Origin of the sequence: Solihabitans fulvus (assembly GCF_008386585.1) — a bacterium.
Lineage (GTDB): Bacteria > Actinomycetota > Actinomycetes > Mycobacteriales > Pseudonocardiaceae > Solihabitans > Solihabitans fulvus.
This window is the reverse complement of sequence record NZ_VUOB01000022.1, coordinates 192,513-208,034: the sequence shown is the minus strand read 5'-3', so window position 1 is coordinate 208,034 and position 15,522 is coordinate 192,513. Positions and strand designations below refer to the sequence as shown.

Sequence of the window (15,522 nt, the reverse complement as noted above, 5' to 3'; positions counted from 1 at the left end):
AGCTCTCATGCGCAGCACCCCGCACCCCCGGCGACGAGCAGCCCGCCGAGCCCTGGCCGTGGCGGCCGTCGCCGCGGCCACGCTCGGCCTCGCCGCGTGCGGGCAGTCCGGCTCGGGCAGCGCCCCGGCCCCGACCTCGGCGGGCGGCGCGGCGACCGGCGCGTTCCCGCGCACGATCGAGCACGCCAAGGGCAGCACCACGATCGACAAGGCGCCGCAGCGGGTCGCCGCGCTCGACACCAGCCTCGTCGACGACACGATCGCGCTGGAGACCCCGGTCGTCGCCTTCACCCGCTACCCCGGCTTCGGCGACTCGCTGCCCGACTACCTCGGCGAGGACGGCAAGAAGTACGGCAAGGACGCCAAGCCGGTCGGCGAGCTGGCCAACCCCAAGGTCGAGGAGATCGCCGGCATCGCGCCCGACCTGATCGTCTCCTCCAGCGTCCGGCACGAGGCCATCTACGACCAGCTCCAGAAGGCCGGGCCGACCGTGTTCACCAAGACCGTCGGCGTGACCTGGAAGGAGAACATCCGGCTGCTCGGCAAGGCGCTCGGCAAGGAGGACCTGGCCGAGAAGAAGATCACCGCCTACGAGGCGCGCGCCAAGAAGATCGGCGACGCGATCCGCGCGAAGGCCGGCAAGAACCCGACCGTGTCGCTGGCCAGGTTCGTCGGCGGCGAGCCCAACGTGCGGCTCTACACGGCCAAGTCGTTCCCCGGCATCGTGCTCGACGACACCGGCCTCGCCCGCCCGACCGGCCAGCCGACCTCGGACAAGATCTCGGTAAACCTCAGCCAGGAGCAGATCACCAGCCTGGACGCCGACCGCGTGTTCCTGGCCACCTGGGCCGACGGCAAGGGCGCGTCCCAGCAGGTCAGGGACCAGTTCCAGGCCAACCCGCTGTGGGGCCAGCTCAAGGGTCAGCGCCAGGACGTCAACGACGCGACCTGGATCAGCTCCGGCAGCCTCCAGGGCGCAGGCGCGATGCTGGACGACCTGGCCAAGTCCTTCGGCGTCGACGCCGGGCACTAGCCGCATTCCAGCACGTGAAAAGGGCCGCCGAGCATCACGCTCGGCGGCCCTTTCTCGCTCTGCCGTCTTCCAGCTCAGTCGTCGTCTTCCCCGGCTTTCGCGCCGTGGCGTCGACTCAGCCCTGCTGGTGGTACGCCTCCAGCACCTCGGCCGGGATACGACCGCGGTCGGAGACCTTCATCCCCTGCTTACGGGCCCAGTCGCGAATGGCCTGGTTCTGTTCGCGATCCGCGGAGGCCGGGCGCGCCTTTGCGCCGGCGACGGGACGACCGGCGCCACGCTTACGCCCACCGGCCCGGCGCGCGTTGGCAACGAAGTCGGCGAGCGCGCCACGCAACTTGCCGGCATTGTCGTCGGAAAGGTCGATCTGGTATGCGACGCCGTCCAGGCCGAACTCGACGGTCTCCACAGCCTGAGAACCGTCCAGGTCATCGACCAGGGTCACGGTGACCTTCTGCGCCATGCTAATCCTCCCTGGACCAAATGTGCGGCGGCCACTCCCCGACCCCGACACGGGCAACGAATCTGTGTTCCAGTGCAGGTTAGCGCATATCTCCAGCAATGCACCTCGGCGAGGTCGGAAAGTTACTCATTCCGGTCGAACGAGAGGGAAGAGGATCGTCTCCCGGATACCGAGACCGGTGATAGCCATCAGTAGCCGATCTATACCCATTCCGACCCCACCACTCGGTGGCATTCCGTACTCCAGCGATCGCAGAAAGTCCTCGTCGACCGGCATTGCCTCGTCATCGCCGCCGGCCGCGAGCTTCGCCTGCTCCTCCAACCGCTGCCGCTCCACCACCGGGTCTACCAACTCGGAGTAACCGGTGGCCAGTTCGAAGCCGCGCACGTACAGGTCCCACTTTTCCGCCACACCCAGCTCGCTGCGGTGCGCGCGGGTAAGGGGCGAGGTCTCCAATGGGAAATCGCGGACGAAAGTCGGTGCGTGCAGGTGGTCGCCGATCAGGTGCTCCCACAGTTCCTCCACGAGCTTGCCGTGGCCGTGCTTGGGATCCACCTCGAGGCCGTGCCGGTCGGCCAGCTTGCGCAGGTGCTCGACGGGGGTGTCCGGCGTGACCGCCTCGCCGACCGCCTCCGACAGCGAGCCGTACATGGTCAGCGATGTCCATTCTCCGGACAGGTCGTACTCGGTTCCGTCGGCGAGGGTGACCACCTGCGAACCGGTCACCGCCTGCGCGGCCTCCTGGATGAGTTCGCGGGTGAGGACGGCCATCGAGTCGTAGGTGCCGTAGGCCTCGTAGAACTCGAGCATGGAGAACTCCGGCGAGTGCGACGAGTCGCTGCCCTCGTTGCGGAAGTTCCGGTTGATCTCGAAGACCTTCTCGATCCCGCCGACCACGCATCGCTTCAGGAACAACTCCGGCGCGATGCGCAGGAACAGATCAATGTCCAGCGCGTTGGAGTGCGTCACGAAGGGGCGCGCGGTCGCGCCGCCTTGCAGTGTCTGCAACATCGGGGTCTCGACCTCGATGAATCCGCGCCCGTGGAACGAGTCGCGCAGCGAACGGACCACACTCGCGCGAGTGCGAACGGTCTCCCTGGCCTGCGGGCGCAGGATGAGGTCGACGTAGCGCTGCCGAATACGAGTTTCCTCGGCCAGTTGCTTGTGCGCCACCGGCATCGGCCGAACGGACTTCGACGCCAGCTGCCAGGAGTCCGCCATCACGGACAGTTCACCGCGCCGCGAAGTGATGACCTCTCCGTGCACGAATACGTGGTCGCCGAGGTCGACATCGGTCTTCCACTCGGAAAGGGAGTCCGCGCCGACCGAGTCCAGACTCAGCATCGCCTGAAGTTCGGTGCCATCGCCCTCGCGGAGCGTGGCGAAACACAACTTGCCGGTGTTTCGGATGAACATGACCCGGCCGGTCACGCCAACCAGCACTCCGGTCGCGGTATCCGGGGCGAGGTCGGTGTTCGCCTCGCGAATCTCGCGCAGCGCGTGCGTCCTCGGCACGGCAACGGGATATGGGTCGACGCCGCGTTCGAGCAGTCGCGCCCGCTTCTCGTGGCGCACCCGCATCTGCTCGGGCAGATCGTCGTCGCTGGTCACCGGGGTCGACTTGGGCTCGTCACTCACGACTTGACAGGGTACGGAAACGACCGCCAGTACTTCCAACTGGATACCCGACCGAGGCCGATACCGTGGCCCCATGGGGAACTCCACTGATCAGCCAGTCCACGACGCCGCCCTGCACGCGCGTCGAGCCAGCTCGTTCGGCGCGGCCGCGGCCGCCTACGCCGAGCACCGCCCGGACTATCCGGCGGACGGCATCCGCTGGGCGCTGGAACCGCTCGGCGGCAAGGAGAAGCCGAAGGTCCTCGACCTCGGGGCCGGCACCGGGAAGCTCACCGAGGGCCTGTTGTCCCTTGGTTTCGAGGTGACCGCCGTCGAGCCGGACGAGGCGATGCTCGCCGAACTGGCCGGCCGGTACCCGGCGGCGACAGCGCTGACCGGCACGGCGGAGTCGATCCCGCTGCCGGACGGCGCGGTGGACGCGGTCGTGGTCGGGCAGGCGTTCCACTGGTTCGACCAGCAGCGCGCGCTGCCGGAGATCGCGCGCGTGCTGCGGCCGGGCGGGGTACTCGCCGCGCTGTGGAACACCGACGACCTCAGCGTCGACTGGGTGGCCGAGCTCCAGCGGGTGAGCAGGTCGGACGTGTCGGCCCCGATGCCGCCCCAGCGGGAGGAGGCGCCCATGCCGACGCACCCGCTGTTCGGGGACTTCGAGAGCACCGAGGTCTCGCACGTGCAGCGCCGGACCGCCGAGTCGCTCACCGCCACCATCGGCACGCAGTCGCACACGCTGGTGATCTCGCCGCAGGAGCGGGCCGAGCTGCTCGGCCGGATCGCGGACTACCTGCGCGGCCGACCGGAGACCGCCGCGGGCGAGTTCGACCTGCCGATCGTGACGCTGGTGATCCGGTCCGTCCTTCGGTGACCGACTCGACGAGTGTGCACTTCCACGGCCCTGCCGCGGGCTCAGCGAGTGTTGCGCTCGAAGACCAGGCGGAGGCCGAGCAGCGTCAGGTCGGGCACGTGGTGCTCGATCGTCGCTGACTCGGCCACCACCAGCGGCGCGAGACCGCCGGTGGCGATCACCGTGACCGGGCCGGAGTCGGTCTGCTTCAGCTCGGCGACGATCCGCCGCACCAAGCCGTCCACCTGGCCGGCGAAGCCGTAGACGATGCCGGACTGAAGGCACTCGACGGTGTTCTTGCCGATCACCGAGCGCGGCCGCACCAGCTCGACCTTGCGCAGCTGGGCCGCGCGGGCTGCCAGCGCGTCGACCGAGATCTCGATGCCCGGCGCGAACACCCCGCCGAGGAACTCGCCCTTCGCCGAGATGACGTCGATGTTGGTCGAGGTGCCGAAGTCGACCACCACGCACGTCGTGCTGTGCAGGTGGTGCGCGGCGAGCGTGTTCACCACGCGGTCGCCGCCGACCTCCTTCGGGTTGTCCACCAGCAGCGGCACGCCGGTCCGCACGCCCGGCTCGACCAGCACCCTTGGCACCGAGGAGTAGTAGCGCCCCAGCATCACCCGCAGCTCGCGCAGCACGGCCGGCACGGTCGACAGGGTCGAGATCCCGGTGACCTTGTCCGCGTGCTCGCCGAGCAGCCCGCGCATGGTCAGCGCCAGCTCGTCGGCGGTCATCCTGGCGTCCGTCCGCATCCGCCAGTCCCGCACCAGCCTCGCGTCATCCCCGATGCCGTCGTAGAGGCCGAGCACGATGTTGGTGTTGCCGACGTCGATGGCGAGCAGCACTGCGGCGTCCCCGTCCCCGTGTGGTCGTGAGGGTGTGCTTGCGCAGACCCGCATTCCACCGCGCGGGGCCTGCGGGACACACCCTAAGGGCTCCTGGTTTCCGAGCCGGCGTAGCTGGTGCGGCGTCCGGCCTAGTTCTCGGGCTGGATCAACGCGTCGAGGCGGGCCGCGTCGACGGTCTCCGCCTGCGGGGCCGGGGGTTCCTGGGTGACCGACCCGTTCACCAGCCCGGAGCCCTCCGGCGCGTGCGCCGGGTCGTGCCCCTGCTCGACGATCTGGTTCTTGCCGTCCACGAACACGACCTTCGGCCGGAAGCCGCGGGCCTCCGCGTCGTCCATGGTGGCGTAGGAGATCAGGATGACCAGGTCGCCCGGCGCCACCAGGTGCGCGGCGGCGCCGTTGATGCCGATCACGCCGGTGCCGCGCTCGCCGACGAGCACGTAGGTCTCCAGGCGCGCGCCGTTGGTGACGTCGACGATCGCGACCTGCTCGCCGGGCAGCAGGTCGGCGGCGTCCATCAGGTCCTCGTCGATGGTGACCGAGCCGACGTAGTGCAGGTCGGCCTGAGTGACCGTGGCGCGGTGGATCTTGGACTTGAACATGGTGCGAAACATCGTCGGTATCCCTCTCAACGACTCGCGTCGGTGTCCTGGTCCGGGCTGCCGAGCAGCACCGGGGCGTTGTCGATCAGTCGCGTCGCGCCGACGCGGGCGGCGATCAGCAGCCGCGCGTCGCCCTCGGCAGGCGCCGGTCCCAGGTCGGTCGCGCGCAGCTCCAGGTAGTCGAGTTCGACCTCGGGGCTCGCGGCCAGCACGGCACGGGCCGCGCCGAGCACCGCGTCAGCGCCGCCCGCGCTGACGTGCGCGCCGGCCGCGAGGGCGGCCGACAGGGCCAGCGCCGAGGTGCGCTGCGGGCCGGTCAGGTAGACGTTGCGCGAGGACAGCGCGAGGCCGTCGTCCTCGCGGACCGTCGGCACGCCGACCACCGACAGGTCGAAGTCGAGGTCGCGCGCCATCCGGCGGATGAGCACGAGCTGCTGGTAGTCCTTCTCGCCGAACAGCGCGAAGTCCGGGCCGACGATGTTGAACAGCTTGGCGACCACGGTCAGCACGCCGCCGAAATGGCCCGGTCGCACCGCGCCCTCCAGCTCGTCGCCGAGCGGACCGGCGTTCAGCGTGACCGCGGCCCCGTCGCGGTACAGGTCGGCGACCTGCGGCGCGAACACCAGCTCGGCCCGTTCCTCCTCGCACGCGGCCAGGTCGGCGGCGAACGAGCGCGGGTAGCGGTCGAAGTCCTCGTTCGGCCCGAACTGCAACGGGTTCACGAAGATCGACACGACCACGATCGTGTTGGGCAGCCTGCGCGCGTGCTGGATCAGCTCGCGGTGGCCGTCGTGCAGCGCGCCCATCGTCGGCACGAGGGCGATCCGGCGACCGGCCGCGCGCAGCGTCCTGGTCACCCTGGCGAGCCTCGCGGGGTCGCTGTGCACGGTGGCCTGGCCCGGCGCGTAGTCAGACCTGGTCAGCGGCGCGGTACGGGATGCGGTCATGAGGGATTGTCCTCGTCGTTGAGGGCTGAGTCGTTGATGGCCGACCTGGTCAACGGCGCGGTTCGAGATGCGGTCATGAGGGGTTGTCCTCGTCGTTGAGGGCTGAGTCGTTGATGGCCGAGACGATCTCCGCCTCGACGGCCGACGGGAGCAGTCCGGCCGCCGCGGCGCGTTCGGCCGTGCGGGCGGCGAGGACCCGGTACGCGGGCAGGGCCTGCGGGGCGCTGCCGCGCAGCACGTCGAGGTGGGTGCGCACGGTGCCGACGTCGCCGCGCGCCACCGGCCCGGTCAGCGCGCGGTCGCCGTGCCGCAGCGCGTTGTCCAGCGCGGCCGACAGCAGCGGCCCGAGCAGCCGCTCCGCCGACTCGACACCGGCGCCGCGCAGCAGGTCGGCGCACTCGGTGACCAGCGTGACCAGGTGGTTCGCGCCGTGCGCGATGGCGGCGTGATAGAGCGGCCGCGCGGCCTCGGGGACGCGGACCGGCTCGGCCTCCATCTCCATCACGAGCGCCTCGCCGACGTTCCACGCGGCCTCGTCGCCGTCGGCGGCGGTGACCCCGACGCAGCAGGCGATGATCCGTTGCAGATCCTCGGGGCGACCGCCGAAGGTCATCACGGGGTGCAGGGCAAGGGGCAGCGCGCCGATCTCCGCGACCGGGTCGAGCACCCGGACGCCGTGCGAGCCGCTGGTGTGCACCACGATCTGGCCCGCCCGCAGCGATCCCGTCGCCACCAGGCCCCTGACCAGGCCGGCGAGCGCGTCGTCCGGCACCGCGAGCAGCACGAGGTCGGCCATGGCGGCGACCTCCGGCGGGGCGAGGATCGGCACGTCGGGCAGCAGCTCCTCGGCGCGCGCCACCGACTGCCGCGACACGGCGGAGGCCGCGACGACCACGTGGCCGGCCCGCGCCAGGGCGGCGCCGAGCACCGAACCGACCCGACCGGCCGAGACGACCCCGACCGCGAGCCTCGCCGGGCGACTCACGGCGTCACCGAACACGGCGCTGGCGCGGTCGTGCACATGCGCATGACTCCTTCTGACGTTCCAGTCCCGCTCCTCACGCGGGTACCAGACGGCGGCGCGAGACTAGCCGGCACGCAGCGGCGATTCGGCGGTCGGGTGACGAGCTTCACCAGTGGCGAACGCTACTGGAGATGGCGCGAGCCGCCCTGGTCGGAACGATTGTCGCGCTTCCCACCGACACCGCGAGTCGGGGCGGCCTGATGCGCCCCGCCACGGCCGTGCACGGCCGCCGAGCGGGCCGCCAGCAGCGCCCCGAGCAGCTGCTCGTGCCGCTGTTCGAGGTCAGCCGCGGTGCCGCCCTCGGCTATCCGGTGCCGCAGGAACGCCAGTTCCGTCGCGGCGACCTGGTAGGCGGCGACCGCGCGGGCGGCGTGCTCGCCGGACTTCCTGCGCACCGCGCGCCGCCAGTCCCTGCGGCCCGGCAGGCTGGACAGCAGCGGCACCTCGCTGAACGCGATCCACCGATGGTCGGCCATCGCCGGCAGTTGCCCGGCCACGACCCGCTGTTCGCGGCGGCGTTGCCACACCACCAGCAGCACCATGCCGGCGAAGACCGGCACCATCACCAGGAAGTAGAGGTTGATGAACGTGGACCCGCTGCCGAGCGTGGTGGAGACGTTCCACAGCGAGTGCAGCGCGACCGCGCCGAGGTAGCCGAGCAGCGGCGCGAGCACCGCGATCTTGCGGTTGCCGGTCCTGGCCGCGATGCCGACGCCGATGCCGGTCATCGACGTGAACATCGGGTGGGCGAACGGGCCGAGCACGCCGCGCAGCAGGAACAGCGCGACGACGCCGCTGCTCATCCCGCCGAGCCCGCTGGCGGAGAACACCCTGGCGAAGTAGTAGATGTTCTCGGTGAACGCGAAGCCCGCCGCGGTGAAGCCCGCGTAGACGATGCCGTCGACCATGCCGTCGAACTCCTGCCGCCGCCACAGCAGCAACCCGACCAGGAACGCGCCCTTGGCGGCCTCCTCGATCAGCGGCGCGGAGAAGACGGCGGCCACGACGTTGCCGTTGCCGCTGCTGATCAGGTCGCCGATGACCTCGGCCGTGCTGTTGAACAGCAGCGAGCTCAGCGCCGCGCCCGAGCCGCCCCAGACGAAGGCGAGCAGCAGCAGCTTGGCCGGTTCCGGCTCCCAGCGGTCCACCCACAGGTAGGCGCCGATGACCGGGCCGACGGGCACGAGCGCGGCGACCGCGCCGACCAGCACCGGCACCGCGCCGATCTTCGTGGTGCCGAGGCCGAGCAGCACCAGCGCGCACAGCCCCAGCGCGATTAGGCCGAACAGCGGGGCGAGCACGGTCCACCGGCGCGGGGTTCGCTTGCGGTGGTGCGGCGGCGTCGGTCGTGTGGCGGCGTCGGTCACGGCTGAGCACTCTAGGTGAGCTTGGGCCGGAAGATCGGTTGTGCGCGATGACGATGGGCGACGACCGTCACACTCCGGCGGGCGAATCCGGCGCGGCGACCGCATCTGGACGCGACGCCCGCCGCGGCGCGGCGGTCACACTGGGGGCGTGCGGGACTGGCGGGAGGCATGGCAGGCGGCGCTGTACGGGCCGGGCGGGTTCTTCGCGCGCGGCGAGCAGCCCTCGGCGCACTTCCGCACGGCGCCGGTGATCGGCCGGGAGCTGGCGGAGGCGCTGGTCGAGCTGCTCGGGCGAGTCGACACCGCGCTGGATCACCCTGCGGCGCTGGACTTCGTCGACGTCGGGGCGGGCGGCGGCGAGCTGGCCCAGGCGGTTCGCGAGTCGGCCGGCGGCGACCTCGGCAGGCGGCTGCGGGTCACCGCCGTCGAGCTGGCCCCCGCGCGGCCGACCGAGGGCGTGCGCTGGCGGCGCGACCTGCCGGAGCGCGTCGTCGGCCTGCTGGTCGGGCACGAGTGGCTGGACGCCGTGCCGTGCCGCGTCGCCACCGTCCACAACGGACTGTTGCTTCCGGTTCTCGTTGACACGCAAGGAAACGAGGCACCGTCCGGCTCGCTCACCGAGGCGGAGGGCGACTGGCTGGCCCGGTGGTGGCCGCTGGCCGGGGAGGGCGCGCGGGCCGAGGTCGGCAGCACGAGGGACGCGGTGTGGGCGACGGCCGTCGCCGGGGTCGCGGCGGGCGCGGCGCTGGCCGTGGACTACGGCCACCTCGCCGCCGACCGCGCGGCAGGCCGGTTCCCCGACGGCACGCTCACCGGGTACCTGGCCGGCCGGCAGGTCGCCCCGCTGCCGGACGGCAGCCGGGACCTCACCGCGCACGTCGCCCTCGACGCGTGCGCCGAGGCGGTCGGGACCGGCGCGGACACCGTGCTCGTGGCGCAGCACGCGGCGCTCGCCGCGCTGGGGATGTCCGGCGGGTCGCCGGCCGCCGCGTTGGCCGCCACCGATCCGCTCGCGTGGCTCGCCGCGTCCGCGCGGGCCGGCCGGATCGCCGAACTGCGCGCCCGCGACGGACTCGGTCGCTTCGGCTGGCTGCTGCACGCCACGGGCGGAGTGCGCGCCACCGATCTCCTGCCGTCCCTACCCGCCTGGCAACCCTGACCCGCCCCGGCGAACCGCCGCACCTCCCCGATCCGCGTGGCGTGCGAGCATGGGGCCGTGCAGCAGCGGATCACCGTCGGAGTCGGAGCGGGCGCGCGCCATCTCGGCGTGGACCGGGTGATCGACCTCGGCCCACTGCACCCGTCCGCGCACGGCGCCTACCGGCTTCGCCTGACCCTCGACGGCCCCGAGGACGCGCCGCTGGTCAGCACCGCCGAACCGCTCGTCGGGCACCTGCACCGGGGCGCGGAGAAGCTCTTCGAGGTGCGCGACTACCGCCAGGTGCTGACCCTGGCCAACCGGCACGACTGGCTCGCCGCGTTCTGCAACGAACTCGCCGTCGCGATGGCCGTCGAGCGGATGACCGGCATGGACGTGCCGGCGAGAGCGCTCTGGCTGCGCGCACTGCTGTGCGAGCTCAACCGCCTGCTGGCGCACCTGGTGTTCGTCGCCCCGCTCACCAGGGCGCTCACCGGCGAACCGACCGAGGGCACCCAGGCCGCGCTGCGCGGCAGGGAGGCCGTGCAGGCCGTGCTCGAGGAGGCGGCGGGCGGGCGGATCCACTTCATGGCCAACCGGATCGGCGGGCTCCGCGAGGACGTGCCGGCCGGCTGGACCGGACGCGTCGCCGACGCGCTTCGCCGGGTCACCACCGACCTGACCGCCATTCTTGAGTCCACTGTGGACGATGAGACGTTCCGCGCGCGGCACGCCGGGATCGGTGTGCTGGCACGGGATGCGGCCCTCGCGCTCGGCGTCACCGGACCGATCGGCCGGGCCAGCGGTGTCGACCTCGACCTGCGCAGGGACGACCCGCTGCCGCCCTACCGCGAGCTGGACGTCCGGCCCGTGACGCGCTCCGACGGCGACGCGCTCGCCCGCGTGTGCTGCCTGGTCGACGAGATCGCGCACGCCGCGGAACTCGCCGACCGGTGCCTCGACCGAATCCCCGGCGGACCGGTGAACCTGCGGCTCCCCAAGGCGATCAAGGCCCCCGAGGGCTCAGTCTACAGCTGGCTGGAGGCGCCGCTCGGCGTGTCGGGCGTGCACCTGGCGTCCCGAGGCGAGAAGACGCCGTGGCGGCTCAAGCTCCGCACGCCGTCGTTCAACAACGTGCAGGCACTGTCGGCGCTGCTGCCCGGCACCCCGGTCGCGGCGCTGCCGGTCGTGCTCGGCTCGTTCGCCGTCGTCGTCGGCGACATCGACAAGTAGCACGTTGCCTCTTGGGGAAGCGTCCGTCGCCCCGCGACCCGTTGCGCACCCACTCCGGCGCTGATTGCCTGGGACGTGTGCGCGTTCTCCTGACAGGTCTGCCCATCCAGTCCCATCTGCTCCCGGCGTTGGTGCCCGTCGCGAAGGCGTTGCAGCGTCGCGGGCATGACGTCGCGCTCGCCACGGGGACGGCGGTCAGAGCGCAGCTCGAAGGCCACGGCATCGAGGTCCTCGCGATCGAGGGAGTGCCCGCGCCGGAGGAGGTGTCCGGCGCCGACCAGCTGGAGGACAGCGGGACGGACTTCTCGGTCGAGAAGCTGCGGCGGTGGCGCCCCGAGCTGACCGGGCCGCTGGTCGTGCCCGTGTTCTCCGAACGCATGACGGCGGCGTTCGCGGCCAACCTCATCGACGTGGCCAGGGCGTGGCGCCCGGAGGTGATCGTCCGCGAGACCAACGAATACGGCGGATATCTCGCCGCCGAGGTGCTCGGCCTGCCGCTGGCGATGGTGGACATCGCGCCGCTGATCACCCGGCTCGTCCCGGATCTCACGGATCGGCTGAACCGCCTGCGCGGGAAGCTCGGGCTGGCCGAGGTGGACTCGTTCACCCACGCCAACGGCAGGCTCACGGCCGGTCTGCTGCCAGCGGCGTGGTATCCCGAGGACCTGCGCACGCCGGGACTCCGGCACTACCGCGCAGCCGATGCCGTGGACAGCAGGCCGTTGGACCCCGCGATCGCGCGGCTGCCGGCCGACCTGCCACTCGTCCTCGCGAGCTACGGCACGAGCACACACTGGCTGCTTGGCGCCGAATCCACGCTGATGCACCTCACGGTGGAGGCGTTGGGCTCGCTGCCCGTCCAGGCCGTCGTCGCGCTCGGCCCGGGGGACGCGGTGGCGCGGTGGAACGGCCCGCGCCCGAACAACGTGCACCTGACGTCGTTCGTGCAGCAGCGCCTGCTCATCGGCGCGTGCGACGTCTTCCTGACGCACGGTGGTTTCGGCGGCATCGGCGACTCGCTGTCGGCGGGCACACCGATGACGGCGCTGCCGTTGTTCGCCGACCAACCCGACAACACCGCCCGCGTCCAGGAACTCGGGCTCGGCGTCCGGACCGACCCGGCCGGACTCACCCCGGACACACTCGCGGCGGACGTCCAGCGGGTGTTGACCGAACCCGCGTACCGCCTGGCCGCACGCGGCTTCCAGCGTCAGATCCTTGGCCTGCCCTCGTTGGAGGCCTTCGCCGCCGACCTGGAGACCCTCGACGCCTAGGCGCGAGCGCTAGTCGTCCTTGCGGCGACGCCGACGCGGCGAGTCGCCGCCGCCGAACGCGGCAAGCAGCTCGTTCACCGACTTACCCGCCGCGTGCGCACCGGCCGCGGGGTCCGGTTCGGGCTCGGGCTTCGGCCCGGGGTCGGTTACCGGCAGCTGGCTGCGCCGGGTCGGCTTGTCGATCACTTCCAGGCTCGGGTCCCAGCCGCCGAAGGCCTCCCACGCCGGCCGGTCCTCGGCCCGGCGACGGCCGCCCGGCTCGGCGCTCGGGGGCGCCTGCGGCTCGTGCGCCGGCTGGTCGCGCCGGATCATCTCGGTGCGGGGCTCCAGCCGCGCGGCGGCGGGCGGGCGCTGCGGTTCGGCGCGCTGGGGCTCCGGCCTGGCCTGCTCCCGGCGCGGCGGCTCCACCCTCGACGGCTCGGCCCTCGGCGGTTCGGCGCGCTGCGGCTCCGGCCTGGCCTGCTCGGGACGCAGCAGCTCGGTGCGCGGCTGTTCGGGACGCGGCGGTTCGGGACGCGGCGGTTCGGGACGCCGCGGATCCGACTCGGGGCGACGCCCACGGCCGGTCAGCTCGGTCCGGTCCACCTGACGCTCGGGTTCGCGCCGTGCGGCGGCCGGGGCCGCGCGGCCCGGCTGCTCGGCCTGCCGCGCTGCCTCCCTCGGCTGCGCGCGCTCCGGCTCCAGCCTGGACGCCACGGCCGGCACCCCGGCGGACTCGGCCTGCTTGGGCGCCTCGCGCCGCACCACAGTCGGCGGCTGGTGCCGAACCTGCGCCCGCGCGGGCTCCCTGCGCTGCTCCTGCCGGCCCTGGTCGCCGCGCGCCGGCTCGCGGCGCTGCGGTTCCGGCCTGCTCGGTTCCGGCCTGGCGGGCTCCCGCCGCTGCGGCTCGGCCCGCTGGGGCTCCTTGCGCGCGGCGGACTCGGCGTGCGGCACGCGCTCCATCAGCTCGGTGCGGTCCTCCTGCGGCTGCGCGGGCTTCTTCTCCTGCGCCGCCGTCGCCTTGCCCGGCACGCTGCCCGCCGACGCCTTGACCGGGCCCGCGGTGATGCCGCGCAGCCGTTCCTCGCCCCTGGTGATGATCCGATCGTCGCCGACCGTCATCAGCCGGGACTGGTCGGACAGCGACCGCATCCTGGTCGACTCCGCGCGCAGCGCGACCCGCTCGACCAGCACCTCGCCGCCGAGCAGCGCCTCGAGGTTCTCCCGCAGCGCGCGCAGCTCGCCGCGCAGCGCGTCCAGGTCCTCCCTGGACTCGTCCTCGACCTTGCGGCGCGTCTCCGCCTCGACCTCCAGCTCGTACTCGCGGCGGGCGGCGACCTCGCGCTCCAGCTCCAGCTCGTACACGGACTGGAGGTCGGCGACCTCGTCCTCGCTGTCGGCGACCTGCCGCCGATACTTCGCCGCGAGGAAGGCGCCAACCAGGGCAGCCCACAGGGCGGCGACGATGCCCAGCCGCAGCCACCGCGCGTTGTCACTGAGCACCAGCACCGCCGCGGCCACGAGGGCGAGGGCAAGCACCGCTACCAACAGCAGACGTCCGGAGCCACGACCGCCACCACGCTGCTCGTCGGTCGACGCGCTTCGGCCGGTCATGGCCCCTACGGTACCTGGCAGTTATCCGACCGAGATCTGCGCGGGAATGATCGCGTGATCAATAACGTTTGGGGCTCTCGTCATCATCCGGGCGATCTGGGGTTTTACAGCAGTGTTCGAGCCACAGCGCGGCACCGATCAGCAGCGCCGCGCCGGCCCCGCCGATGATCGCGCTCACCGTGTCGTTCGACGCGGCGGGCAGGGCGGCCCGTTCCGGCAGCACGTACGCCAGCACCCCGGCCCACGCGCCGAGCATGATCGCGCCGACCAGTGAGGACGCCTTCGCCAGCAGGACCGCCCGCGCCGCGGTGAGCGGCTGCACCGGCCTGCTGCCCGGCTTGCGCAGGATCCGCGCCCGCAGCGCGAACCCGAGCAGCAGTTCGGCGAGCGCGATCACCACCAGGGTCACCCCGGCGAGCCGGGGCAGGGCCGGCAGCGACCCGTAGGCCAGCCGCAGCAACAGGTGCACCAGGACACCGGTGACGAGCCCTGGCACGAGCAGGTCCCTCGGTCTGGTGAACTCCATCACAGCCACCCACCCTGCCAGCTCACGGCGTCAGCGTCAGGTCGTCGCGGCGGCGCACGCCCTCGGCGCTGACGCCCCGCAGCAGCTCGGCGACCGGGCCGTGGCCCGGCAGCACGGCGTCGGGCGCCACGTCGAGCCACGGGATCAGCACGGTGGCCCGCTCGTGCGCGCCGGGATGCGGCAGCAGCAGCTCAGGGTCGGTCGACCGGACGTCGTCCACGGTGACCACGTCGACGTCGAGGGTGCGCGGTCCCCAGCGCAGCTCCCGGACCCGCTCCGCGTCCCGCTCCAGCTGCTGCCCGCGCCGCAGCCAGCCCCACTCGTCGACGTCGGCGGACTCCACGATCAGCACGGCGTTGAGGAAGTCGTCTTGGTCGAGCACGCCCCACGGCGCGGTCTCGTAGACCGGCGAGGCCGCGACCAGCACGTCCGCGAAGCCCGCGACGGCGAGCCGCAGATAACCCAGCCGGTCGCCGAGGTTGGACCCGATGGACAGCACCGCTCTAGTCATCACTCGCCCCCGACAGGCAGGCCCCGCGCGTCACGCCGGGATCACTCCGCCGCCTCGGCCGCCTCGGCGCGAACGCCGGATGGTCACCGCGACGTCCGCGAAGGTCAGCGGGATCGGCGCGGACGGCTTGTGGATGGTGACCTCGACGGCGTGCGCCCGCTCGTCGGTCATCACCTCGTCGGCGACCCGGCCGGCGACCGTCTCGATCAGGTCGACGGGTTCGCCGCCGATGATCGCGGCGGCCCGCTCGGCGAGTTCGCCGTAGTGCAGCGTCTCCTTGAGATCGTCCGTGGCGGCGGCGCGGTCCAGGTCGATCCAGACCGTGATGTCCACCAGGAAGTCCTGGCCGTCGCGCTTCTCGTGCTCGAACACGCCGTGGTGGCCGCGCACGCGCAGCCCGGTCAGGGTGATCCGGTCAGTCATGGAGATCCGTCTCCGCTCTGGTCGGTCCGGCTGCGGTCGGTCGAGCTCGGGTCGGTCGAGC

The 15,522-nt window shown here is 72.4% G+C and carries 16 protein-coding genes; 5 read left to right on the top strand and 11 right to left on the bottom strand.

All coding sequences use genetic code 11. The annotated features are described in order from the left end of the window. Positions 1-7 precede the first annotated feature (7 nt). The gene (locus F0L68_RS13695) at positions 8-1,033 is read left to right on the top strand and encodes an ABC transporter substrate-binding protein (RefSeq protein WP_149849904.1); all 1,026 of its coding nucleotides are present in this window, start codon (positions 8-10) and stop codon (positions 1,031-1,033) included. A gap of 115 nt (positions 1,034-1,148) precedes the next feature. Here F0L68_RS13695 and F0L68_RS13690 read toward each other — a convergent pair whose 3' ends face one another. Continuing rightward, the gene (locus F0L68_RS13690) at positions 1,149-1,496 is read right to left on the bottom strand and encodes a histone-like nucleoid-structuring protein Lsr2 (RefSeq protein ID WP_149849903.1); all 348 of its coding nucleotides are present in this window, start codon (positions 1,494-1,496) and stop codon (positions 1,149-1,151) included. 126 nt (positions 1,497-1,622) lie between these two features. Continuing rightward, the gene (gene lysS, locus F0L68_RS13685; RefSeq protein WP_438672282.1) at positions 1,623-3,077 is read right to left on the bottom strand and encodes a lysine--tRNA ligase; all 1,455 of its coding nucleotides are present in this window, start codon (positions 3,075-3,077) and stop codon (positions 1,623-1,625) included. Positions 3,078-3,207: 130 nt separating this feature from the next. On the opposite strand from lysS, the gene F0L68_RS13680 reads away from it, so the two are divergent. Further along, a complete protein-coding gene (locus F0L68_RS13680; RefSeq protein ID WP_149849901.1) occupies positions 3,208-3,996 on the top strand; it encodes a class I SAM-dependent methyltransferase in 789 nt (262 codons plus the stop codon). A 41-nt stretch (positions 3,997-4,037) separates the two neighbouring features. On the opposite strand, the gene F0L68_RS13675 is transcribed toward F0L68_RS13680, so the two are convergent. The 5 genes from F0L68_RS13675 to F0L68_RS13655 all read right to left on the bottom strand — a co-directional run bounded on the left by F0L68_RS13675 (position 4,038) and on the right by F0L68_RS13655 (position 8,697). Further along, positions 4,038-4,823, bottom strand: a complete 786-nt coding sequence (locus F0L68_RS13675) for a type III pantothenate kinase (protein WP_149849900.1) — start codon at positions 4,821-4,823, stop codon at positions 4,038-4,040. Positions 4,824-4,954: 131 nt separating this feature from the next. Then, positions 4,955-5,437 (bottom strand): aspartate 1-decarboxylase, encoded by a 483-nt coding sequence (gene panD / locus F0L68_RS13670; RefSeq protein ID WP_149849899.1) that lies wholly within the window; start codon positions 5,435-5,437, stop codon positions 4,955-4,957. Positions 5,438-5,451: 14 nt separating this feature from the next. Next, entirely contained in the window at positions 5,452-6,372 is a 921-nt protein-coding gene (panC, locus tag F0L68_RS13665) for a pantoate--beta-alanine ligase (protein WP_149849898.1), read from the bottom strand. A 73-nt stretch (positions 6,373-6,445) separates the two neighbouring features. After that, positions 6,446-7,357, bottom strand: a complete 912-nt coding sequence (locus F0L68_RS13660) for a Rossmann-like and DUF2520 domain-containing protein (RefSeq protein ID WP_149850055.1) — start codon at positions 7,355-7,357, stop codon at positions 6,446-6,448. A 161-nt stretch (positions 7,358-7,518) separates the two neighbouring features. Then, positions 7,519-8,697: a PrsW family intramembrane metalloprotease gene (locus tag F0L68_RS13655; protein WP_223198783.1), complete on the bottom strand. Its 1,179-nt coding sequence runs from the start codon at positions 8,695-8,697 to the stop codon at positions 7,519-7,521. Positions 8,698-8,911: 214 nt separating this feature from the next. Between F0L68_RS13655 and F0L68_RS13650 the strand changes: the two genes are divergently transcribed. The 3 genes from F0L68_RS13650 to F0L68_RS13640 all read left to right on the top strand — a co-directional run bounded on the left by F0L68_RS13650 (position 8,912) and on the right by F0L68_RS13640 (position 12,408). After that, the gene (locus F0L68_RS13650) at positions 8,912-9,922 is read left to right on the top strand and encodes an SAM-dependent methyltransferase (RefSeq protein WP_149849896.1); all 1,011 of its coding nucleotides are present in this window, start codon (positions 8,912-8,914) and stop codon (positions 9,920-9,922) included. Positions 9,923-9,979: 57 nt separating this feature from the next. Further along, positions 9,980-11,134 carry an NADH-quinone oxidoreductase subunit D gene (locus F0L68_RS13645; RefSeq protein WP_223198762.1) on the top strand — a complete coding sequence of 385 codons (1,155 nt, stop codon included), beginning with the start codon at positions 9,980-9,982 and terminating at the stop codon, positions 11,132-11,134. A 77-nt stretch (positions 11,135-11,211) separates the two neighbouring features. Further along, positions 11,212-12,408, top strand: coding sequence for a glycosyltransferase (locus tag F0L68_RS13640; protein WP_149849895.1), 1,197 nt, complete (start codon positions 11,212-11,214; stop codon positions 12,406-12,408). 9 nt (positions 12,409-12,417) lie between these two features. On the opposite strand, the gene F0L68_RS13635 is transcribed toward F0L68_RS13640, so the two are convergent. Genes F0L68_RS13635 through folB form a run of 4 tightly spaced genes read right to left on the bottom strand, consistent with a single transcriptional unit; the run spans position 12,418 to position 15,461 of the window. Then, positions 12,418-14,001, bottom strand: coding sequence for a DUF6779 domain-containing protein (locus tag F0L68_RS13635; RefSeq protein WP_149849894.1), 1,584 nt, complete (start codon positions 13,999-14,001; stop codon positions 12,418-12,420). A 58-nt stretch (positions 14,002-14,059) separates the two neighbouring features. Then, entirely contained in the window at positions 14,060-14,527 is a 468-nt protein-coding gene (locus F0L68_RS13630; RefSeq protein ID WP_149849893.1) for a DUF3180 domain-containing protein, read from the bottom strand. Between the two features lie 22 nt (positions 14,528-14,549). Continuing rightward, positions 14,550-15,038 (bottom strand): 2-amino-4-hydroxy-6-hydroxymethyldihydropteridine diphosphokinase, encoded by a 489-nt coding sequence (gene folK, locus F0L68_RS13625; protein ID WP_149849892.1) that lies wholly within the window; start codon positions 15,036-15,038, stop codon positions 14,550-14,552. Between the two features lie 30 nt (positions 15,039-15,068). Next, positions 15,069-15,461 (bottom strand): dihydroneopterin aldolase, encoded by a 393-nt coding sequence (gene folB / locus F0L68_RS13620; protein WP_149849891.1) that lies wholly within the window; start codon positions 15,459-15,461, stop codon positions 15,069-15,071. Positions 15,462-15,522: the final 61 nt, after the last annotated feature.